The sequence below is a fragment of the Oribacterium sp. HCP28S3_H8 genome (assembly GCF_052064775.1).
Lineage (GTDB): Bacteria > Bacillota > Clostridia > Lachnospirales > Lachnospiraceae > Oribacterium.
Genome location: NZ_JBQHUZ010000008.1, coordinates 105,954 through 127,985, shown reverse-complemented (window position 1 = coordinate 127,985; position 22,032 = coordinate 105,954). Strand labels below are relative to the sequence as shown.

General features: G+C 48.7%; 22 protein-coding genes. 2 read left to right on the top strand and 20 right to left on the bottom strand.

What is annotated here, in order from left to right; all coding sequences use genetic code 11:
* Nucleotide 1 precedes the first annotated feature (1 nt).
* The 9 genes from ACTNEN_RS10560 to mtaB form a co-directional block, all read right to left on the bottom strand.
* Nucleotides 2–835 (bottom strand): ElyC/SanA/YdcF family protein, encoded by an 834-nt coding sequence (locus ACTNEN_RS10560; RefSeq protein ID WP_441206361.1) that lies wholly within the window; start codon nucleotides 833–835, stop codon nucleotides 2–4.
* Nucleotides 836–864: 29 nt separating this feature from the next.
* The gene (locus tag ACTNEN_RS10555; RefSeq protein WP_441206421.1) at nucleotides 865–2,127 is read right to left on the bottom strand and encodes a peptidase U32 family protein; all 1,263 of its coding nucleotides are present in this window, start codon (nucleotides 2,125–2,127) and stop codon (nucleotides 865–867) included.
* A 44-nt stretch (nucleotides 2,128–2,171) separates the two neighbouring features.
* A complete protein-coding gene (locus ACTNEN_RS10550) occupies nucleotides 2,172–2,855 on the bottom strand; it encodes an O-methyltransferase (RefSeq protein ID WP_441206359.1) in 684 nt (227 codons plus the stop codon).
* 4 nt (nucleotides 2,856–2,859) lie between these two features.
* Nucleotides 2,860–3,348, bottom strand: coding sequence for an endolytic transglycosylase MltG (locus tag ACTNEN_RS10545; RefSeq protein ID WP_441206358.1), 489 nt, complete (start codon nucleotides 3,346–3,348; stop codon nucleotides 2,860–2,862).
* 7 nt (nucleotides 3,349–3,355) lie between these two features.
* On the bottom strand, nucleotides 3,356–5,026 hold the full coding sequence (locus tag ACTNEN_RS10540) for a ribonuclease J (protein WP_441206420.1): 1,671 nt from the start codon (nucleotides 5,024–5,026) through the stop codon (nucleotides 3,356–3,358).
* A gap of 343 nt (nucleotides 5,027–5,369) precedes the next feature.
* On the bottom strand, nucleotides 5,370–5,636 hold the full coding sequence (locus ACTNEN_RS10535; RefSeq protein WP_441206357.1) for a DUF1292 domain-containing protein: 267 nt from the start codon (nucleotides 5,634–5,636) through the stop codon (nucleotides 5,370–5,372).
* 64 nt (nucleotides 5,637–5,700) lie between these two features.
* Nucleotides 5,701–6,135, bottom strand: coding sequence for a Holliday junction resolvase RuvX (ruvX, locus tag ACTNEN_RS10530; RefSeq protein ID WP_441206355.1), 435 nt, complete (start codon nucleotides 6,133–6,135; stop codon nucleotides 5,701–5,703).
* A 75-nt stretch (nucleotides 6,136–6,210) separates the two neighbouring features.
* Complete coding sequence (locus ACTNEN_RS10525) at nucleotides 6,211–6,474, bottom strand: IreB family regulatory phosphoprotein (protein ID WP_441206354.1); 264 nt, start codon at nucleotides 6,472–6,474, stop codon at nucleotides 6,211–6,213.
* Between the two features lie 32 nt (nucleotides 6,475–6,506).
* Nucleotides 6,507–7,898 carry a tRNA (N(6)-L-threonylcarbamoyladenosine(37)-C(2))-methylthiotransferase MtaB gene (mtaB, locus tag ACTNEN_RS10520; RefSeq protein ID WP_441206353.1) on the bottom strand — a complete coding sequence of 464 codons (1,392 nt, stop codon included), beginning with the start codon at nucleotides 7,896–7,898 and terminating at the stop codon, nucleotides 6,507–6,509.
* Between the two features lie 84 nt (nucleotides 7,899–7,982).
* Between mtaB and ACTNEN_RS10515 the strand changes: the two genes are divergently transcribed.
* Both ACTNEN_RS10515 and thiI read left to right on the top strand, forming a co-directional pair.
* Nucleotides 7,983–8,225: an HPr family phosphocarrier protein gene (locus ACTNEN_RS10515; protein WP_441206352.1), complete on the top strand. Its 243-nt coding sequence runs from the start codon at nucleotides 7,983–7,985 to the stop codon at nucleotides 8,223–8,225.
* Nucleotides 8,226–8,375: 150 nt separating this feature from the next.
* On the top strand, nucleotides 8,376–9,572 hold the full coding sequence (gene thiI / locus ACTNEN_RS10510) for a tRNA uracil 4-sulfurtransferase ThiI (protein WP_441206351.1): 1,197 nt from the start codon (nucleotides 8,376–8,378) through the stop codon (nucleotides 9,570–9,572).
* 26 nt (nucleotides 9,573–9,598) lie between these two features.
* Here thiI and prmA read toward each other — a convergent pair whose 3' ends face one another.
* From prmA to ACTNEN_RS10455, 11 genes are all read right to left on the bottom strand, one after another.
* Nucleotides 9,599–10,663 carry a 50S ribosomal protein L11 methyltransferase gene (prmA, locus tag ACTNEN_RS10505; RefSeq protein ID WP_441206350.1) on the bottom strand — a complete coding sequence of 355 codons (1,065 nt, stop codon included), beginning with the start codon at nucleotides 10,661–10,663 and terminating at the stop codon, nucleotides 9,599–9,601.
* A gap of 15 nt (nucleotides 10,664–10,678) precedes the next feature.
* Nucleotides 10,679–11,836 carry a cysteine desulfurase family protein gene (locus ACTNEN_RS10500; protein ID WP_441206349.1) on the bottom strand — a complete coding sequence of 386 codons (1,158 nt, stop codon included), beginning with the start codon at nucleotides 11,834–11,836 and terminating at the stop codon, nucleotides 10,679–10,681.
* A complete protein-coding gene (locus ACTNEN_RS10495; protein ID WP_441206347.1) occupies nucleotides 11,833–12,597 on the bottom strand; it encodes a 16S rRNA (uracil(1498)-N(3))-methyltransferase in 765 nt (254 codons plus the stop codon). Before ACTNEN_RS10495 ends, ACTNEN_RS10500 begins: the two co-directional genes overlap by 4 nt.
* Before the next feature lie 188 nt (nucleotides 12,598–12,785).
* Nucleotides 12,786–13,913: a molecular chaperone DnaJ gene (gene dnaJ, locus ACTNEN_RS10490; protein WP_441206345.1), complete on the bottom strand. Its 1,128-nt coding sequence runs from the start codon at nucleotides 13,911–13,913 to the stop codon at nucleotides 12,786–12,788.
* A 90-nt stretch (nucleotides 13,914–14,003) separates the two neighbouring features.
* The gene (gene dnaK, locus ACTNEN_RS10485; RefSeq protein ID WP_441206344.1) at nucleotides 14,004–15,890 is read right to left on the bottom strand and encodes a molecular chaperone DnaK; all 1,887 of its coding nucleotides are present in this window, start codon (nucleotides 15,888–15,890) and stop codon (nucleotides 14,004–14,006) included.
* A gap of 42 nt (nucleotides 15,891–15,932) precedes the next feature.
* Nucleotides 15,933–16,586 (bottom strand): nucleotide exchange factor GrpE, encoded by a 654-nt coding sequence (gene grpE / locus ACTNEN_RS10480; RefSeq protein WP_441206343.1) that lies wholly within the window; start codon nucleotides 16,584–16,586, stop codon nucleotides 15,933–15,935.
* Nucleotides 16,587–16,621: 35 nt separating this feature from the next.
* The gene (hrcA, locus tag ACTNEN_RS10475) at nucleotides 16,622–17,659 is read right to left on the bottom strand and encodes a heat-inducible transcriptional repressor HrcA (protein ID WP_441206342.1); all 1,038 of its coding nucleotides are present in this window, start codon (nucleotides 17,657–17,659) and stop codon (nucleotides 16,622–16,624) included.
* A 189-nt stretch (nucleotides 17,660–17,848) separates the two neighbouring features.
* Nucleotides 17,849–18,415: a 3D domain-containing protein gene (locus tag ACTNEN_RS10470; protein ID WP_441206341.1), complete on the bottom strand. Its 567-nt coding sequence runs from the start codon at nucleotides 18,413–18,415 to the stop codon at nucleotides 17,849–17,851.
* A gap of 343 nt (nucleotides 18,416–18,758) precedes the next feature.
* Entirely contained in the window at nucleotides 18,759–19,370 is a 612-nt protein-coding gene (locus ACTNEN_RS10465; protein ID WP_441206340.1) for a 3D domain-containing protein, read from the bottom strand.
* A gap of 106 nt (nucleotides 19,371–19,476) precedes the next feature.
* Nucleotides 19,477–20,478, bottom strand: coding sequence for a DNA polymerase III subunit delta (holA, locus tag ACTNEN_RS10460; RefSeq protein ID WP_441206338.1), 1,002 nt, complete (start codon nucleotides 20,476–20,478; stop codon nucleotides 19,477–19,479).
* Nucleotides 20,478–22,019: a sodium/proline symporter gene (locus ACTNEN_RS10455; protein ID WP_441206336.1), complete on the bottom strand. Its 1,542-nt coding sequence runs from the start codon at nucleotides 22,017–22,019 to the stop codon at nucleotides 20,478–20,480. The genes holA and ACTNEN_RS10455 overlap by 1 nt, the downstream gene beginning before the upstream one ends.
* Nucleotides 22,020–22,032: the final 13 nt, after the last annotated feature.

The window sequence follows — 22,032 nt, the reverse complement described above, 5'->3', positions numbered from 1 at the left end:
CTTAAATGTTGCCCATTAACCGGTCCTTAAAAATAGCCACAGCTTCCCGGACCAGAAGGTGCACGAGCATCAGCTCATCGGATCTCGTTGCCATCGGACAGATATCCTGTGCTCCGAACTTTTCCGCCATATGCACAGCCCGGTACATATTAAATTCCGAGGTCAGGATCCCAACCGACAACGGTCGGTCCTCTGCAGCGATGATCAGTCTCCGGTCCTGTGCCGGACTGTCCGGCCGGTCCAGCTCCTCCAGCTTCTCTGTCCGGTCTTCCTCGATCATCTTCATTGAAAATCCGATCTTCTCCAATGTAGAGTGTGAATAAAACTCCATCATCAGATTCTGCGCCGGTACCCCATGCTGAATCATATAATAATACATCACGGTCGCCTGCGTGCTTTTATCATAATCCCCTCTGCCACCGGATAGAACAAAGGTCGTGCCGGGGTTCTCTTCTGCATAGGCAAGTGCCCTGTCCAGTCTCCGGCGGAGAGATCTGGAAATACGATTATCATCGAGATCTGTCCCCAGGACAATGACATAGTCCAGGTTTTTACGTTCGACGGAATGTCCACCGGCAAAGATAATCGCGATAAGCAAAAGCAGTGTGGCAAGCCCCAGACCATAGGTCGTAAATACCGCGACAAAGGGAGCAATCCACACTTCCTTTTTCTGTCGTTTCCTCCTCCTTAAAAACCTTACCATAAAAAACATGGCAAAGTTCACCAGTACAAATACCGGCCAGAACCAGAGGAAGGAGGTGATCCCATTGTATAACAGGATGATCACAAAATACGCAAGTGATGCGATTGCGGCACCGGCAAAAATAAGCTCCATACAATCCTTTCCACCTGTATAAGAAGCGCTCAGACCTTATCCATCAAGGGTTCGGCATCCTCCTTGGGTACTGTTTTCCGGATAATATCTCCTGCAGCTGGAACATAAGATAGCCTTACCCTAAGCTGCTGACATGCATGCGGACAGCTCTCCTGAAGCTCGTCCGTCTCGAGGTCCCGGATCTCCAGCACCTCTGTCTCAATGTCCTGTCCATCCGGCTTCATGATCTCTATACGATCTCCCACAGAGAACTTGTTTTTCTGCTCAAGATAGCTCCATCCATCCGCATCGGTTTCCCGGATCGTTCCGAGATACACAGAGCCTGTAACATAGGTATTACTGTCATAGATCTGATCCTTGGACTGCGGCTTGCCAAAATAGAAGCCTGTCGTAAACTCGCGGTAGGTACATTTTGCAATCTCAGATTTGTACCAGTCCATATTGGCATGATACTTCTCCGGACTCTCCTGGTAATCATCTATCGCCTTACGATAGGTTCTTGCCACAGTCGCTACATACAGCGCCGTCTTCATACGTCCCTCAATCTTAAGCGAATCCACACCCGCCTCAATCAGCTCCGGGATATGCTCGATCATGCAGAGATCCTTGGAATTAAAAATAAAGGTACCGCGGTCATTTTCATACACTGGAAAATACTGTCCGGGTCTCGTTTCCTCCACCACTGAATACTTCCAGCGGCAGGGATGCGTACATTCTCCACGGTTTGCATCCCGTCCTACAAAGAAATTGGACAGGAGACATCTGCCGGAATATGAGATGCACATAGCGCCATGCACAAATGCCTCGATTTCCATTTCCCCCGGAATATGCTTCCGTATCTCCCGGATCTCCTCAAGGCTCAGCTCTCTGGCACAGACAACTCGCTTGGCTCCCAGCTTCCACCAGAACAGGAAAGTTTCATAGTTGGTATTATTTGCCTGGGTGGAAATATGCAGATCCACCTCCGGCATGACTTCCTTTGCAATCATAAACACGCCCGGATCAGCGATCAGCACTGCATCGATCCCGGTGGTCTTAAGCTCCTCAAAATATGCCCGAACCCCGTCCATATCATAATTATGCGCCAGAATATTGGCGGTTACATAAACCTTGACATTTCGGGCATGGGCGATCCTGACACCTTCGCGGATCTCCTCCATAGAGAAGTTTTTGGCATTGGCTCTCAGTCCAAATGCCTCACCTCCCAGGTAAACTGCATCCGCGCCATAATTTACTGCTGTCTTAAGTACTTCCAGCGAGCCTGCCGGAATCAAAAGCTCTGTCTTTCTCATCGATCTTTGAGAGATCATGCTGTATTTTCCTCTTTCTATCTTACTTATAATCCTATTTCTATCTTGTTGTTATCTTCCTGGTACCGCGTACTGATGGAGATACCATCCCCAATAGGCACAATCGCCGTTTCCAGCCCCTCCGTATGCTTCAGTGTATAAAGATACTCCCGCATCCTTGCATGAATTGTACGGTCTCTGCGCGCAATCTGATAGCGGCTCTCAATAATACTGCCCTCCTGGAGGATATTGTCACTGACCAGAACAGCTCCGGGCCGCATTAAGCGCATGAGATACGGAAGCCACAGCGGGTACTGTGCCTTTGCCGCATCCAGAAAGATAAAGTCAAAATTCTGCTTTTCCCCTGTAAGACGCCTTAAAAGTTCTCCGGCATCGCCCTCGACCAAGGTAATCCTGTCATGATACGGCGAATGCATAAAATTCCGCCTTGCTTCCCGGATCCTTGGTTCATAACTCTCCACAGTCAGTATTGTAGCACTCTCCGGCATTACCTCCGCCATAATAAGCGCAGAGTATCCCACCGCCGCGCCGATTTCAAGAATCCGCTTTGGATTTATAATCCTTATGAGACACTTAAGAAGCGCCGCCGTTTCGTCCCGAATGATCGGGACATCTGCTGCAAGCGCTTCTTTACGTACTGCTTCTAAAATTTCACTTTGATCCGGCTCCAGCGAATGAATGTAATTTACGAGCCGTGCGTTGGTAATCAAGTCCTTATTCTCCCTCGTTGCCTCCGCCGATTTCCTCGACGCCGTTCTCTCCTGCGGATTCGGTCTCTGCCCCGGCAGCATCTGCGTTGACAAGATCCTTCTGCTTCAGCTCCTGCAGCTTTTTGCCCTCGTCTGTCAACTTACTGATAATATCTGCAGTAGTCATAGACGTATTTAATGTATAGCTGCCTGGTTCAAAAACGCCCTCATAGAGGCGGGCCTGCAGTACAAATGCTGTTGTATTGTCTATAATCCCGTCCTTCTTAAGCATTTCCGCGATCTGCCTGCTGCTCTGTCCATCCGAGATTTCCACGGAAACATCTGTACCCGGCTCCTGCTCCATGGCATGCTCATATAAGAGACCATGCCCGAAGCTGTAAACCCGGCTGATTCCAAGAAACAGAAGCCATACCACCAGCGCAGTGACAATCACCCGGATCGCAAGGCTTACCATAGCATCAGAGGTTCTGGATACCGTATTGCGATGCGACATAAATCAATCAGACCTCCATGATAACCGGCAGAATCACCGGATTTCTCTTGATGCGCTTCCAGAGGAAATCAGAAAGACTGTCCTTGATGATATTTTTAATCTTACCCCAGTCATTGACATGCCGTACCAGACAGTCATCGACGGCATCCTGTACATGTACCCTGGCTTCTTCCATCAGATCCTCGGATTCTCTAACATATACAAAGCCTCTGGAGATAAGATCCGGACCCGCCAGAAGGTGCCCTGAGTATTTTTCCAGGGTGAGTACCACAACAATGATACCATTCTGTGCAAGATTCTGACGGTCACGAAGCACGATATTACCGACATCACCGACACCAAGGCCATCCACAAAGATGCCTCCTGCCTGAACATGATCCTTGACCTCCGCGGTAAGCTCTCCTTTTTCCGAGGTGAACTCCAGTACATCGCCGTTTTCCAGCATAAGGCAGTGATCCTTCTGGACTCCGACTGACTCGCAGAGCTTAGCGGCTGCGCGGCGGTGATGATATTCACCGTGTACAGGAATTGCATATTTCGGCTTAACGAGTGAGTACAGAAGCTTTAAGTCCTCGGCGCAGGCATGCCCGGACACATGCGTATCCTGCATGATCACCTCTGCATGCTGCATATACAATTCATTAATGACCTTATCCACAGCCTTTTCATTGCCCGGAATCGGATGAGAGGACATAATCACCACATCGTTTGGTGTAATGCGGACCTTACGGTGCATGCCGCTTGCCATACGGGACAGAGCCGCCATGGACTCTCCCTGGGAGCCGGTCGTAATCAATACGGTTTTTTCATCCGGATAGTCCTTAAGGTTCTCAATATCAATGAGCGTACCCTCCGGAATCTTGATGTACTCAAGCTCCTGTGCCACACCTATGACGTTGACCATGGAACGTCCCTCGACCACAACCTTCCGGTCATATTTTGCCGCCGTATTGATGATCTGCTGTACACGGTCTACATTGGAGGCAAAGGTTGCCACAATGATCCGGTTATTACGGTGCTCTCCAAAGATCCGGTCAAAGGTTGCCCCAACCGTGCGCTCCGACATAGTAAAGCCCGCCTTTTCTGCATTGGTGGAGTCGGACAGCATTGCAATCACGCCATTCTTTCCAAGCTCTGCAAATCTCTGGAGATCAATCGGGTCGCCGAAAATCGGGGTGTAGTCGATCTTAAAATCTCCCGTATGGATAAGCACACCGGCAGGTGTATAGATTGCAAGCGCTGCCGCGTCCTGAATCGAGTGATTGGTCTTTATGAACTCGATCTTGATATCCCCAAAATTTATGGTAGATCCGAACTTCACAACCTTGGTTTTTACAAGCTTGTCAAGTCCATGCTCCACAAGCTTACCCTGGATCAGCGCAATCGTCAGTCTTGTAGCATATACTGGAACATTGATCTGCTGCAGCACATAGGGCAGTGCGCCGATATGGTCCTCATGTCCATGTGTAATAACAAATCCCTTAATCTTATGCATATGGGCTTTAAGATACGTTATATCTGGGATGACCAGGTCAATACCCAGCATATCGTCCGAAGGGAACGAGAGACCGCAGTCAATAATGACAATGCTTTCTTCCGTCTCGATCGCCGTAATGTTCATGCCAATCTGATCCAGACCACCCAGCGGGATAATTTTTACACTTCCGTTATTTTTCATTTTTACCGCCCCGGACCTATGTCCTCTGCTGCTTACCACTCTGTCTCGACTCTCCGTCTTTACCTCGGTTTCCTTACTACTCTGCGCCGGCTCTTTGAGCACCTTAGTTAGAGCCACGCTTGCTGTCCGTCTGCTTTTTCCGGATCCCGGCTCTCTGCGTCCGGTCCCGGATCTTCCCGTCCCTGATCCGACGGTTCTTTCCTCCGCATGGCTCTCACCGGGCTCCGAGCTCCGGGAGACGCGCCTGCTCGTATGTCTCAAACCGTTCTTTTGTGAAACACTATTGCTGTTGCTATTGTTACTACTACTATTGTTGTTATTACTCTGATTATTATAATTACTGTTACTTCTCAATCGTGATACCTTCTCCTTCTAAAAGCCGGGAGAACACATCCATCACCGCATCCGCTTCCTGATCATCCACAAATTCGTACTCTGCTTCCGCAGCATCTGCATCAGAAATATCCTTCATGACATAGCAGATACCATCCTCATCTTCCTCAGCATCTGTCACCAGGATATAATGCACTCCCTGGATCTCGGTTTCCTCAAGGATTTCAAGCTCTAGGCTTCCGTCTTCACCGGACAGCCGGATTCTGTTTCCTGCCATAGTTTCTCCTGTCTTCTGTGATTCTAATGTTTAAACTATCATTTTCTGATCATACACTTTACACTTATGATCTTTTACCATTGTGCACATCGTCCAGATAGGTCTGTAAAATCAGCCCGGCCGCTACCTGGTCAATGACTTTTTTCTGCTCGCTTCTGGGGATACCGCTGTCATCCAGAATTTCCTGAGCCGCTACGGTGGTAAGACGCTCATCCATAAATATAATAGGGACCTCCGTCCTGAGACTCAGCTTCTCCCGAAACTCTCTCGTTTTACGGGCTCTCTCCCCCTCCGTATCATCCATATTAAAAGGAAGTCCAAGTACGATTCTGTCCACCGAATACTCCCGGACAATTTCCTGTATCTCCGAAAGTGTTTTACGAAGCATGGACTCACGCTCTCTCGTAATTGTCTTAAGTGGCTGCGCAATCAATCCTGTCGGATCTGAAATGGCAACTCCTACCGTTCTGGATCCATAGTCCAGCCCTAAAATCCGCATACACATCCTTTGCTTTGATGTTATAAAAGAAAGTCTGCCCGGTTTACACTGGACAGACTTTACCATCAGAAATTATCATTTACTAAGCCGACACTCCACGTAGGTATCCACAAGTTCCTCCAGAATCTCGTCTCTCTCGACTCTCATAATGAGGCTGCGCGCACCCTTATGGCTCGTGATATAGGTCGGATCTCCGGACATAATGTATCCTACAATCTGGTTCGTCGGATTATAGCCCTTTTCCGTTAAAGCTTCATAGACCTTGGCAAGGACATCCTTCACATCCATGCTATTGTCCTGCATCGGTCGGATAATCTGCGTACTGGTTATATCATTCATCGCGTCACGTCCCTTTAATAACTTTTATCATTTTATAACAAATTAACACTGTCCGCAAGTACATAAGTCTTACAGATTTTATTGCCATGGACCCTGATTATTTCACCAATTTCACCTTGCGCCCGGCTCCGATCCGTAAATGGAATCAGATATTTCACATATTCCTTGTTAAAGCCGGTAAGATATTCTCTACCATCCACAGTAATGATCTCTTCCGGCAGGACCTCATCCGTCTGTTCCAGGAATTGTCTCCGAAATACATCCGACTGGATCCGGTTCATAGAAATCAGCTGCTCTGACCGCTCGCTCTTAACACGATCCGTGATCTGCTCCGGCATCCGGTCCGCCACGGTTCCATGCCGCCTTGAGTACTTAAAGACATGAAGCTCATAAAAGCGCATCTCCTCGATAAAACGACGGGAAGCCTCAAAGTCCTCCTGTGTCTCTCCCGGAAATCCGACGATCACATCCGTTGTTATGGCGACCCTTGCAAATGCTTTCCGCAGAAGTTCCACACTATGCCGGAACGATGCTGTGTCATAATGCCGGTTCATAGCCCGCAAAGTCCGGTCACAGCCGCTTTGCAGCGATAGATGGAAATGCGGACAAATCTCCGATATTGCACGAAGCCTCTCCACAAAGCTCTCCGTGATAATCCGGGGCTCAAGGCTTCCGAGCCGGATCCGCTCAATCCCGGGAACCTCTGCCGCTTCCTCGATCAGATGCAGAAGTCTCGCTGATGGAATATCGTGGTTCATGACATATTCATAGTTCTGATCATCAAAATCTATACCATAGGAGGACAGGTGAATGCCTGTCAGCACGATCTCCTTATATCCCCTGTCCGCAAGCTCCCTGATCTCGCGCAGAGTGTCCTCCTCAGAGCGGCTCCGGATCCTGCCCCGGACATATGGGATGATACAGTAGCTGCAATACTGGTTACAGCCATCCTGGATCTTGATAAAAGCACGGGCACGATCCTCAATTTCACCCACTCTCAGATTCTCGTAGGTCGTCTCCTCCTTGATATCCGGAATGTAAGACTCCGCATCATTTTCCCGCTGTCCCCGGAGATACTCCTGTACAATCGGGACAATGTCTGATTTTTCATTATTTCCGACCAGGATATCTACCGCGCCTTCCTTTTTAAGCTCTTCGGCACGTGCCTGCACATAACAGCCGACACCAATCACGATGGCATCCGGATTTTTGGCCTTGGCCTTATGCAGCATCTGCCGGGATTTGCGGTCTGCGATATTGGTCACAGAGCAGGTATTGATAATGTAAACGTCCGCAGTGTCGTCCTCCCAGGAAACCACCTGTGCCCCTGCCTCCCGGAGTTCATTTACCATAGCTTCCGCCTCGTAGGAATTAACCTTACAGCCGAGGTTATGCATTGCAACTTTCAGATTATTAAGTTCCATTTTATTTCAACTTCCATCCCCTTGACTTTGGAATTGTATATTGTTAAATTATAGCTAGATTCAGTTTATAAAGGAGGGATAACCGTGAAAACAGTTCGTATCTCACTTAATTCTATTGATAAGGTAAAGTCATTTGTCAATGATCTTGTTAAATTCACTGACGTTGATTTTGATCTCGTTTCCGGTCGTTATGTCATTGACGCAAAATCCATCATGGGTATTTTTTCACTTGACCTTTCCAAGCCGATTGACCTTAATATTCATGCCGATGCCAATCGTATGGACGAAATCATGTCCGTACTTTCACCATACATCATTACCGAATAATCCGTATCATACCTTAATTATCAAAGATTAACAAGAGACTCCGGTGCATGCAATTGATTTTACATGCACCTTTTTTTGTCTGAAGCTTTACAGGATCCGTGCGATTCCATTTGTTTTCTTCAGATCAGCAGATTTAAGTAAAGGAACAGTATGCAGTATCACAGTTTTCTGATCAAATATGCAGAGATCGGAACCAAGGGCAAAAACCGCTATGTTTTTGAGGATGCTCTGGTTCACGATATCCGCATGAAGCTCAAAAGGGTAGAAGGCGAGTTCAGCGTTACAAGAGAGCGTGGCCGTATCTATGTCAACGCAAAGTCCGAGGACTACGATTTTGACGATGTTGTAAATGCCTTACAGCACGTATTCGGCATTGTCGGGATCTGCCCGATGGTACAGTTAAAGGATGTCCATGAGTACCGGCAGGTTTCCGACCAGGTGCTTACATATTGGAAGGAGGTCTATGGAGACCGGAAGCTGAGCTTTAAGGTACGCACAAGACGTGCCGATAAAACATTTCCGATGAACTCCGAGGAAATCAGCGCCGAGCTTGGCCACGATATCCTGGATGCCTTTCCCAATACCTCAGTAGACGTACATACTCCGGAGGTTCTCCTCCAGGTGGAGATCCGTCAGTATATCAATATTTTCTCCGAGGTTCTGCCCGGAGCAGGCGGTATGCCTCTTGGAACCAACGGAAAAGCCATGCTGCTGCTCTCCGGAGGTATTGATTCTCCGGTTGCCGGATATATGATTTCCAAGCGCGGAGCCATTATTGAAGCGTGCTATTTCCATGCACCACCCTATACCTCAGAGCGTGCCAAGCAGAAGGTTATTGATCTTGCCAAAGAAGTATCGCAGTATTCCGGCGCGATCGCACTGCATGTAGTAAACTTCACTGACATTCAGCTTAAAATTTATGAGAAATGCCCACACGAGGAACTGACCATCATCATGCGCCGTTATATGATGCGGATTGCCGAGGCCATCGCCAAAAGGCGGAACTGTATCGGTCTGATCACCGGAGAGTCCATCGGTCAGGTTGCGAGTCAGACCATGCAGAGCCTGGTCTGCACCAATGAGGTCTGCACACTGCCGGTATATCGTCCGGTCATTGCCTTTGATAAGCAGGAAATTGTGGACATTTCCCAACGGATCGGAACCTACGAAACTTCCATCGAGCCTTATGAGGACTGCTGCACGATCTTTGTCGCACGGCATCCGGTGACAAAGCCCATCCCGGAAAAAATCCGTGCGTCAGAAAAAATCATCTATGACGAGTGCATCCCTATGATGGAAAAGGCTGTGAACGAAGCCGAGCTCATCTGGTGCGACGCATCCAAATAAGTCTGCCCGTTCATTGCTCCGTCCCGTCATCGTTTGCGAGCAGTAACATTCACCCACTCACCCTGGTGATTCACCTCCAGGATCTCAAAGATATCATCATGCGACCGGAAGGCATCTAACACATCTGCCTCCCTGTCGCTGATGATACCTGAAGTGATAAAAATCCCGCCGGACTTTAAGAGCGGTCCCACTTCACCGGTCAGCAGCACAATGACAGGTGCCAGGATATTGGCAGCCACAATGTCATATTTTCCTCGTCCCAGCTTGTCTTTGACAGCCTCATCTCCGATGACATTCCCGACAAGCATGTCAAAGGCGCTCTCCGGCAAATGATTTGCCTTTAAATTATTGTGTACTGCCGGTACTGCTTCTTCATCAAGATCCGTGCCATACACATGACCTGCACCAAGCTTAAGTGCTGTAATGCCCAGGATGCCGGAGCCGGTGCCGATATCCGCAACCTCGTCCCCGTCTGCCATATATTTCTGGAGCTGCCGGATGCAAAGCTGTGTTGTCTCATGCATGCCGGTACCGAAAGCTGTACCGGGGTCAATATCAATCTGAAGCTTATCCTCATCTCCCGTTGGAACTTCCTCCCAGGTCGGCTTGATCAAAATATTACCGACGGTAAACGGATGGAAAAAGCTTTTCCAGTTATTGATCCAGTCCTTATCCTCTGTATCGGAGCTTTCCATCGTCCCTTCACCGACATTTACATACCTTTGCATTTCCGTAAGCATATCCCGGATTTTACAAAGAAGCTCCTTTAATTCTGCCTCTGTATACAGATTGGACACAGCATAGGTATAGCTGCTGTCCACCGCCGGATCCGCCGCTTCTCTCGCAGCGTTTTCCAGCCGCTCCCGCTTTGTCTTTGGGTCTGTCACCTCCACATAAAAGCTGACATCTGCCTTACCGTCATCCGGTCCGAGATCCGGCAGGATATCGATAAACATTCCCTTGGTATCAGCATCCGAGAGCGGCACCTTGTCCAAAATCTCAACGCCCTCGATCCCGAGATCTGCCAGATTTGCGGAGAGGATGTCCTCTGCTTCTGTTGTGGTATGAATTGTGAATTTTTTCCAGATCATGTAATCCTCTCCTTCTTAGTGGCGATAAAATCTGCGAAGCACCGGAAGCAGCTCCTTTAACGCAGCAATCGCGATATCGACCTCATCCTCCGTATTGAACTCGGAAAATGAAAACCGAAGCGTAGAATCCAGCAGCTCCTGTTTTACGCCGATAGCCTTTAGGGTTCCGGATATCCCCGGATGATTGGACGAGCAGGCAGAGCCGGAGCTTACATAAATGCCACGCTCCTCCAGCGCATGCAGAAGGACCTCTGCCCTTACACCAGCAAAAGAAACCGATGCAATCTGCGGTGCGCCGGCAGCTCCTTTTTCCGAATTTACGGTAACGCCATCCAGCATGGATACCTGATCGATAAAATAATCTTTAAGCTTCTGAAGTCTCTCCATCTTAGCCGCATGATCGGTATAGACCATCTCCGCCGCAAGTCCGAGTCCTGCCATTCCCGGTACATTATGAGTTCCGGATCGCATATCCTCCTGCTGGCCGCCTCCGTAAATCAGAGGTTTGATATGCACCCTTTCATCCAGGTAGAGGAAACCGATTCCCTTGGGACCATGGATCTTGTGTCCACTTACAGAAAGCATATCAATATGCTCCTTCTTAGGACGGATATCGTATTTTCCATATGCCTGGATGGCATCGGTATGGAACAGGGTATTGGGATTCTGCTCTTTAACAATCCGGCCGATCTCACTGATCGGCTCCACGGCCCCCATTTCATTATTTACATACATAATAGACACCAGAACCGTATCCGGACGGATCGCCTGGCGAAGCTCCTCAAGAGAGATATGTCCTTTGCTGTCTACCGGCAGAAATGTAATCTCCCAGCCTTCCTCCTCGAGAAACTCGAGCGGCTTATAAATAGCAGCATGCTCTACATTGGAGGTAATGATATGCTTTCCCATCCGACGCTTGGATAATGCTGTCCCGATCAGCGCCGTATTATTGGATTCTGTTCCGCCGGACGTAAAAATGATTTCTCTCGGCTTTACCTTAAGGGTCGAAGCAATCTGCTCCCGCGCCGTACGGAAATACCGCTCTGCTTCCATGCCCTTAATATGCTTGGAGGATGGATTTCCATAGTCCTCCAGCATGGTTTTCCTCACAATATCTGCAACCTCCGGAAAACATCTCGTGGTTGCGGAATTATCAAAATAGATTTCTCTCATGCTTCACTCTCCAATGTAATCATCAATATACTCATCGCACAGATTGCGGCGGTTTCGGTCCGCAGGATCCTCTTTCCAAGCGTGATCGGCTGAATGTTATGCGCCAGGGCTTCTTTGATTTCCTCGTCAGAAAAGCCGCCCTCCGGACCGATCATTACAGCGATCTTAGGTCTTGCCAAATCATCTGTCTCCGGCAGCTGCGCGATCGTATGTAACGCCTCCAGCGTCTTATGTATGTCCTTTGCATTCTCGTACGGAATCACGCAAAAGGAAAAATCCGATAGGTACGCAAGGCTCTGCTTCCAGCTCATCACCGGCAGTACCTCCGGAATCATGGATCGCTTGGACTGCTTTGCTGCCGATTCCGCGATCGCCTGCCAGCGTTTCTGTTTTTTATCCGCCTTCTGCGGATCCAGACGGATCACCGTATTTCTCGTCTCCATCGGCACGATCGCATGCGCGCCAAGCTCGACTGCCTTTTGTATGATCAGCTCCATTTTGTCGATTTTTGGCAGCCCCTGAAACAGGTAAATATCCGCAGGCAGCTCATGGATCTCCTCCCGGAAATTAATATGCAAGAGCATTTCGTCCTCGTTAATTTCCGAAACCTCACACTCATAATCGGTTCCGGTGCCATCGGAAATCAGGATTTTTTCTCCGATCCGCGCCCGAAGTACAATTTTAAGATGCTTATAATTCTCCCCCGTAAGATGCACCGTACGGTCCACAATTTCGGACGGATCGACAAAAAAATGATGCATAACGACTCCTGTCTTGACCTGCAGGCTCCATAGGAGCTCAGGACACATGTTTTAATCTTAAAGTACTATATAACAAAGAAACCGGCGATGCAAGTAACTGCACCGCCGGTCAAATGCCTGTCGATCTTATACGCGTCGGCTGCCACCGGATGCTTACTGTCCGGCAGGAAGCCTGTGAACATATAATATTAAACCTGCTCTCCGCATGCCTCTGCATACGCACGGAGCGCCTCCTTCTGCTTTGCTGTGAGTCTCTCCGGTACTGTCACAACAATTGTAACATACTGGTCGCCACGAACATTTGGGTTCTGCAGGCTTGGCACACCCTTACCGCGAAGCCTCGTCCTGGTATCCGATTGGGTGCCCGGACGGATGGTAAGCTCTACAGGCCCGTCCACCGTCTTTACGATGGTCTTGCCTCCAAGCGCCGCCTTGGCAAAGCTGATCGCCTCTGTAGAATAGATATTGGTACCCTGACGCTTAAAGAATGGGTGCTGCGTCACAGTAATATCGACCAGCAGATCTCCTCTCGGTCCTCCGTTGACACCCGGGTCTCCCGCACCGGAACGACGCAGCGTCTGTCCATCGTCAATACCTGCCGGGATATTGATCTCAAATGTCTTCTGCGTTGAGATATATCCCTCACCGCGGCAGTCTGGACACTTCTCCTTGATAATCTTGCCGGTACCATGACAGTCCGGACAGGTCGTTACCTGCTGAATCGTACCGAACATACTTCTCTGGGACATTACCACCTGACCACGGCCGCCGCAGCGAGGACAGGTTTCCGGCTGTGTTCCGGGCTTTGCGCCGGTACCGTTACAGGTTTTACAGGTGTCTTTATACCGTATTTTAATATCCTTTTTGCATCCTTTAATGGCTTCATCAAAGGTGATCCGGATGCCGGTACGGATGCTGGCTCCTTTGACTGCCTGATTGGCCTGCGCTCCGCCAAAGCCACTGGAATAAAATCCGCCGCCTCTGTTACCGCCAAAGCCAAAGAGATCTCCAAAGATATCCGAGAAATCCATATCATTAAAGTCAAAGCCGCCAAAACCGGTACTCTGGCCTGCTGCGGAATTCGGGTCAAATGCGGCATGTCCATAGGTATCATATGCTTTACGCTTCTGCGGATCTGAGAGTACAGCATAAGCCTCATTGGCCTCCCGGAATTTTTCAGCGGCAGTCGCGTCTCCCGGATTGGCATCTGGATGATACTTCTTGGCAAGCTTTCGGAAAGCCCGCTTGATGGTCGCGTCATCGGCATTTTTGTCTACGCCAAGGACCTCATAATAATCCCGCTTTTGTTCTGCCATCTGGTTTTATCTCCTCTAATATCCTGAATACAACCGAATAGGAAGCGTTGCCGCTTCCTATTCTGGCTGCTTTACATTTGCTTTTATATATTATACTTCCTTAAAGTCACCGTCAACGACATTATCGTCATTGCCGCCATTGCTCTCATGTGTCTGGTTCTCAGCACCGGCAGTGCTCTGAGCTCCTGCCTGACCAGCCGCACCCTGTGCAGCCTGTGCCTGCTCATATACCTTGGAGAAAAGAGACTGTGAGGACTTCATCAGAGTTTCCTGTGCAGCCTTGATCTTCTCGGCACCATCCTTGGTGATACCTTCCAGCGGATTTGCCTGAAGCACATCCTCAAGAGCCTTAAGATCAGCCTCTACCTGTGCCTTATCCTGTGCGGAAACCTTGTCTCCGACATCCTCAAGTGCCTTCTTGGTCTGGAATACGATGGAATCTGCACCGTTTCGTACCTCGATGGCTTCCTTCTTTTCCTTATCGGCAGCCTCATACTGTGCTGCTTCCTTTACTGCCTTATCAATATCCTCCTTGGACATATTAGATCCGGAGGTAATTGTAATATGCTGCTCCTTGCCGGTACCCTGATCCTTTGCGGATACATTAACGATACCGTTGGCATCGATATCAAAGGTAACCTCGATCTTAGGTACACCACGACGAGCAGGTAAAATACCATCCAGGCGGAACTGTCCGAGTGTCTTGTTGTCTCTTGCAAACTCACGCTCGCCCTGTACAACGTGGATATCTACAGCAGTCTGATTATCCTCGGCAGTGGAGAAAACCTGAGATGCTCTGGTAGGAATGGTTGTATTTCTCTTGATCAGAGGAGTTGCCACACCGCCAAGTGTCTCGATAGAAAGTGTAAGCGGTGTTACATCCAGCAGAAGCACATCACCTGCACCGGCATCGCCTGCGAGCTTACCACCCTGGATTGCTGCGCCGATTGCAACACACTCATCCGGGTTAAGCGTCTTGGACGGCTCCTTACCGGTCAGCTGCTTTACCTTCTCCTGTGCAACCGGCATACGTGTGGAACCACCAACCAGCAGTACCTTGGAAAGGTCTGCAGCCGTAAGTCCTGCATCACGCAGTGCGTTCTGTACCGGAACTGCGGTTCTCTCGGTGAGATCTGCAGTCAGCTCCTCAAACTTAGCTCTTGTCAGCGTCATATCCAGGTGCTTCGGACCTTCGGCAGTTGCTGTAATAAACGGAAGGTTGATTTCTGTTGTAGTAGAAGCAGAAAGCTCCTTCTTGGCCTTTTCAGCAGCTTCCTTAAGTCTCTGCATTGCCATCTTATCCTGAGAAAGATCAACGCCCTCTGCCTTCTTAAACTCCTCTACCATCCAGTTCTGGATTCTTGCATCATAGTCATCACCGCCAAGGTGTGTATCACCGTTGGTAGACAGAACCTCGATTACGCCATCACCGATATCGATGATCGATACATCAAAGGTACCACCGCCAAGATCATAAACCATGATCTTCTGCTCATCGCCCTCATCAAGACCATAAGCGAGTGCTGCGGCTGTCGGCTCATTGATGATACGCTTTACATCCAGACCTGCGATCTTACCGGCATCCTTTGTTGCCTGTCTCTGGGCATCGTTGAAATATGCCGGAACCGTGATAACCGCCTCGGTAACCTTCTCGCCAAGATATGCCTCTGCATCAGCCTTGAGCTTCTGAAGGATCATTGCGGAAATCTCCTGCGGTGTATAGCTCTTGCCGTCAATGGTAACCTTGTAATCAGATCCCATATGTCTCTTGATGGAGGAAATCGTTCTGTCCGCATTGGTTACTGCCTGACGCTTTGCAGGCTCACCCACAAGACGCTCGCCGTTTTTGGTAAATGCCACAACGGACGGTGTGGTTCTCATACCCTCAGCATTGGCGATAACAGTGGGCTTACCACCTTCCATAACTGCCACACAGCTGTTTGTTGTACCTAAGTCAATACCAATAATCTTTCCCATAATTCATATCTCCTTTATTAAAAACAGTTAAATGATGATTCTTTATTTTTTTACCTTCACCATGGAATGACGGACAACCTGTCCCTTATAGGTGTATCCCTTCTGGAGGTCCTGTGTAATGGTATCCTCCTCGGCATCACTCTCGGTATCAGTCATCACGGCATTGTGAAGATTAGGGTCAAATTTTGCGCCTTCTGCTTCGATCGGCTTTACATCCAGATCCTCAAACATTTTACGGATCTGCTTATAGATTCCGCGGACGCCCTTGGTAAAGGCATCGTCCTCATCCTCTTTTTCCACAGTTCCCAGCGCTCTCTCAAAGTTATCAACAATCGGAAGGATTTTTTCTATAACGTCCCGTGCTCCCATATCAAACATCTGGGACTTTTCCTTTTCCGATCGTTTCCGGAAATTGTCAAATTCTGCATAGAGTCTTAAGTACTTCTCCTTGCACTCCGCAATTTCCTTTTCGTATTTTTCCTTCTGGAGATCTCTTACCTTGGACTCTGTTTTCTGGTCTCCGGACTCTGCAGCTTCCGAAGCTTCGGCATCCGAAGCGTCCTCCTTTTGAGAAGCTTCGACATGCTCTGCTGCCTTTGCTTCATCTGTTTCCTTTGTTACTGTATCCTGTGCTTCTCCGGCTCTGGCTTCTTCTGTGCCCTGCTCCGGGGAAGTCTTTTTTTCTTCTTCCTGCAAGATGTGCTCCTTTCCCGTTTCCTGTCTATATATGTCTACTTCCGAAACGCCTGGTCCATTTCATTCATGACCTTGTTTAAAACCTCAAGGACCTTTTCATAGTCCATCCGTTTCGGACCAATCACTCCTATGGTTCCTCTCAGACCATTGCCAAGCTCATAGTTGGCAGTGATCACAGAACAATCCGCCATATTCTGTAGCGGTGACTCGTTACCGATATATACCTGAATCGGATTTCTGCTCTCCTCTGCATCCTCACTGGCATCATGAACAAGCTCAATCAGCTCATCCTTCTGCTCCAGCGCGGAAATCAGCTTGGAGGCCTTGTCCGACTCGGAAAGCTCCGGATATTTAAAAATATTGGTTGCTCCGGACGTATAGATCTGGACATTGCTGCCATTAACACTAAGTATATTGTGAATAGCTGCAAGTATCGATCCCACGGTTTTCTTAAAACTCGTCCGTGCGTAAATCTGCGCGATCCGCCCCTCCGTGATATCCGAGCCGGTCAGCCCGTCCAGCTCGTCGTTAAGCAGCATATTGATGCTCAGCATACGGTTGAAATCCAGTTCCTCGCAACCATCCAGGCTCACTGTCGCAGTTCGAACAAGATTTCCCTCCAGCATGATCACGAGAAGCAGTCGTCTTGCATCAACGATCGATACCTGAATAAACTTGATCTTATTGGTATGTACTGTCGGTCCGGAAACCATGGCTGCGTAATGGGTATCCTCCGCAAGAGCCTTCACCAGGGTCTTAAGTGTATTTTCCAGCTTATCAACCTTCTGGAACATCTCGGATCTCACATCATCAAGCTCATCCCGCTGCGTCTGCATCAGCTGATCCACATAAAACCGGTACCCTTTATCAGAGGGAATCCTGCCGGCTGAAGTATGCGGCTGCACAATATAGCCCATTTCCTCCAGATCGCTCATTTCATTCCGAATGGTGGCAGAGCTCAGATTCAGTCCGGAATACTTACTGATTGTTCTTGATCCGACCGGCTCTCCGGTCTCAAGATAGTTTTTGATAATCGTTGTCAGAATCACGACTTTACGATTGTCCAATTCCATCTGACTGCCTCCTTCTTAATGATTTGTTAGCACTCAAAAATGCAGAGTGCTAATTTCTATTGGTTATAATACTCTAGGTCCGAAAGGGTGTCAAGGGATTTCCCAAAAAAGAACTGTGAAAAAAGTATGAAAAAAGGCGCTCATGCCCTTTTTAAATGACATTTCGCGCCTTAGGTCCGGAAACATATATCACCGGATAATATAGACTTCTGTATAGTAAAGGATATTGGCAGCCTCCCGATGGCTGTCAAAATACACATCAATATGATTTCTCTTGACGGCGCCGCCGCAGTCCTCCGCAACATATTCATGCCCGTTAATCAGAAGATGGGTACCGTAGGGAATCACCCTCGGATCCACGGCGACGGTACGTCCGGATCTCGCGCGGGTCCCGATGGCTGTCACAGAGCCATGTCCCTCCGAGCACTGATAGCATGGACAATATCCGGTGATTCTAAATGAACCCAGCGGCGTCAATGTTCTGCCATCCGGGAGTGTCAGCCGTGCTGCTGCCGCCGCTTCCTCCTGTGCCTTTTTTTCTGCCTCCGCCTTGGCGAGCGCTTCTGCCTTTGCCTTTTCCTCTGCTTCCTTTGCTTCCGCCTCTGCATCCGCACCGGCTGTGATAAACAGCGCCTTGGTTCCTTTGATGGTACCTGCAGATGCTGTGAAGCTCATGCAGCCTCCCAGAAAAAGCATCAGTGCAATCACTAAAAGCAGCTCACGTATGTATAAAAAGCTATGTTCTCGACGACCCAAAAAATGTCCTCCTTTTCCTCCGGAAATCCGGAATCCGATTCGTTACACTCTAAAAAAATACGAGCTGAATCATTTCAGCCCGACTTCGTCGCATGATAAGCGGATTTTACGAGTCTGTCAAGTAATCTGCGATAGGCATTTTGCAGGAGAGAAGCTGCGAAGCGGATTTTTCCTCTGTGCAGTTTTTATATATTTCTGCAACATTGCACAAAGATATAAAAAAAAGAACCACCAGAATATGGTGATTCTTTCCTTTTAATTATTACCGGAAACTTACGATTCCATAAATACGAGGACGTTTTTACTGAAATGTCACAAATTGCTTAAACCAGTGCACGTAATCTCATTTTTTAACTGCGGCATACACATCAGCATAGCGTCTCCCCAGGCGGGTAACATTCGCCGCTTCCTCATAGCTGTCAAAGTAAATATCGATCATATTGCCCTTGACCGCACTTCCGATATCCTCAACCGTATAGACCGTATCTCCGATAAAGATCTTTGTGCCAAGCGGCAGAACATCCGTATCTGCAGCAACGGTGTGGTTTGCCCTGGTATACGCGCCGGAGTAGGTTTTGCCCTCTCCGTAATATCCAACAATCTGGAAGTTTCCAAGAGCGGCCCCCTTACTATAAGCCTTGGATTCCTCGGTAACAACTACACCTACCGGTGTCTCTCCCGCTCTATTCTGATTTTTCTTAGCTGCGACTGTCGTGGTGTCAGCATCTTTTGACTTCACCTCTGCAGGAAGCGCGGATTTCTGCGCATTCTGATCGGAAGCCTCTGCGGAAGTCTTACGATCCTCTGCGCCCGACGCGATCAGAGCACCCTGCTGCATTGTAATCTGTGTTCCATTTTTAAAGGCAGGTCCAAGCTCATCTGCGAATGCCGGTACGCTCACAAGCCCCGTCAGAGCCATCGTAATAAAACATACCGCTGCTTTTTTTAAGTTCATAATAGCCTCCCAGAAATTATGGCATCAAATAATAATAGTAAAAAGATAATGTACAGGAAGTAAAAAGTCAATTTACAATTTCTTTCAATTTTATCATCTGCTGCCATCAACTCGTAAGCAGCAGCTCGACCGCAAGCTGATCCGTGAGATTTCCGTTTTTAATGGCTTCATCATAATCCATACAGCGGGAGATGTACTTAACAAGGCTCTCCAGCGTATAATGTCTTGCCTGATCCATCAGCTTCTGCACCACCCAGGGACTGACATGCACATACTCTGCAGCATCCTTACGGTTCATCCCCTGCATCATGCTCTCCTTGGTGAGAAGCAGCTGATTAAAGTTACGGCGCATGAGCGCAAGAATTTTCATCGGTGCTTCCTGCAGCGTCAGCAGGTCACTATAGTACTGCATTGCCTTGCCGGTATTTCCAAGACTCAGCTCCGAGATCATGTCAAACACCCGGTCCTCAACATTCTGAGAGCAGATTTCCGTCACATCGGCGTCCTCTATCACATCCCGCTCTCCTGTATAGGCGATCAGCTTTTCCAGCTCACTCACGATGTTATCCATGCTGCTGCCGGTTTTTGTAAGGAGATAGGTCATCGTGGAGCTCCGGATCTTTTTCCCTGCCCTGTCAAGATACCTTGCCGCCCAGCCTGCAAGCATCCGAGGATCCTGCTCACCGAGCTCACAGACAAAGCCAAGCTTCTGAATGAGCTTATACAGCTTATTCCGTTTGTCCACATCATCCTCAATCAGCATAAGATGACTGGAGGACGGCATCGTAGGCAGATATTCAATAAGACGCTCCGGAGCGCTTTTCATGCAATAGCCGGAGCCGCTTACCACTACAAGACGGTCCGTGGAAAGCATAAACGGCATGGTTTCCAGTGATCCGATCAGTGTATCCAGCTCCGGAGCACCATCATAATAGGTATAATTCAGTTCATCTTCACCGCCGATCGCCTTACGAAACATCTTTTTATAGGAGAGCTTCAGATAATTTTCCTCTCCGTACAAGAGATATACCGGCTGATACTGTCCGGATTTCAGATCCTCATTAAGTTTAAGGTATCTGGTCTGATCCTCGTTTTTCTTATACGCCATCAGGATTCCTTCATAATCTTCTTAACTTCATCAAAGTCCGCCGTAATCGTCACATTGGGTGCCGGTGTCAGCAGGCTGACCAGAACATTTACAAGAATCGCGGTAATGAATGCCGGAAGCAGCTCATAAATCCCCCAGGCGCCTCCCATCGGGCGCACAAGATACTTCCATACAAATACCATGATTCCGCCTGCCAGCATCCCTGCAATCGCACCCTGCAGATTAGAACGTCTCCAGAAAAGTGCCAGCAGTACAACCGGTCCAAAGGAAGCTCCGAAGCCTGCCCATGCAAAGGATACAATCTGAAATACAGAGCTATCCGGATTCCAGGCAATCGAGATGGACAGAACCGCAATAATCAGGAGGCTTGCCCTCGCGATATACAGCATCTGCTTCTCATCCAGCTTGACGTGGAAAAAATCCACCAGGATATCATTGGTGATAGAAGAGGACGCCGCAAGCAGCTGCGAATCTGCTGTAGACATGGTGGACGCCAGGATACCAGAGAGTACAATGCCTGCAATCAATGCTGCAAGCAGCCCATGTGTTGCAAGCAGACTCGCCGTTTTTACAATAATTGTCTCCGAAGCAGAGCCATGCAAAGACGCAATCGCACCTGTCTTTGTCATGCCAAGTCCTACCATACCGATCAGTACGGCAACGCCCATGGAGATCACAACCCAGACAGAAGCAATCCTGCGGGACAGCACCAGCTTTTCCTTATCATGGATCGCCATAAATCGAAGCAGAATGTGTGGCATACCAAAGTAGCCAAGTCCCCATGCAAACATGGAAATGACATTAAGAAATCCATAGGGCGCAGCACTGTTTGTCTCCGCATTATAACTTTGGAGCATGCTGAGATATCCCGGGAGTGATCTCGCGTTATCCAGTACCGCACCGACGCCTCCCGCCTTGCTAAATCCAAAGACCAGCACGATGATCAGTGCCAGCGACATGATGATGCTCTGAATGAAATCGGTCGTACTTGCCGCGAGAAATCCTCCGAGAGACGTATATCCCATGATGACAAAGGCACTTGCAATCATGGCAAGATGATAGTCAATGCCAAATAGACTGCTGAAAAGCTTGCCGCAGGCGGCAAAGCCGGAGCCGGTATACGGAATAAAAAATACTACAATGATCACCGCGGAAATCAGTGTCAGAATCCTGCGCTTATCTCCATACCGGTTGGAAAAAAACCCCGGTATCGTAATGGAATCATTCACCTCGGTATAGACGCGAATCCTCTTGGCAACAAGCAGCCAGTTAAGATACGTGCCAAACGCAAGACCAATTGCTGTCCATCCCGGATCCGCAATACCGCTGAGATACGCAAGCCCCGGCAGACCCATAAGAAGCCAGCTGGACATATCCGATGCCTCGGCACTCATTGCCGTCACAAACGGTCCAAGCTGACGGCCGCCAAGATAGAAATTTCCGGCTGTATCATTTTTGTCCGAGAGCTGAAAGCCGATCCATAGCATGAATGCCAGATAAAATATCATGGCTGCAGCCATGCCGATTGTAGAAAGTGTCATATCCTTACCCCTC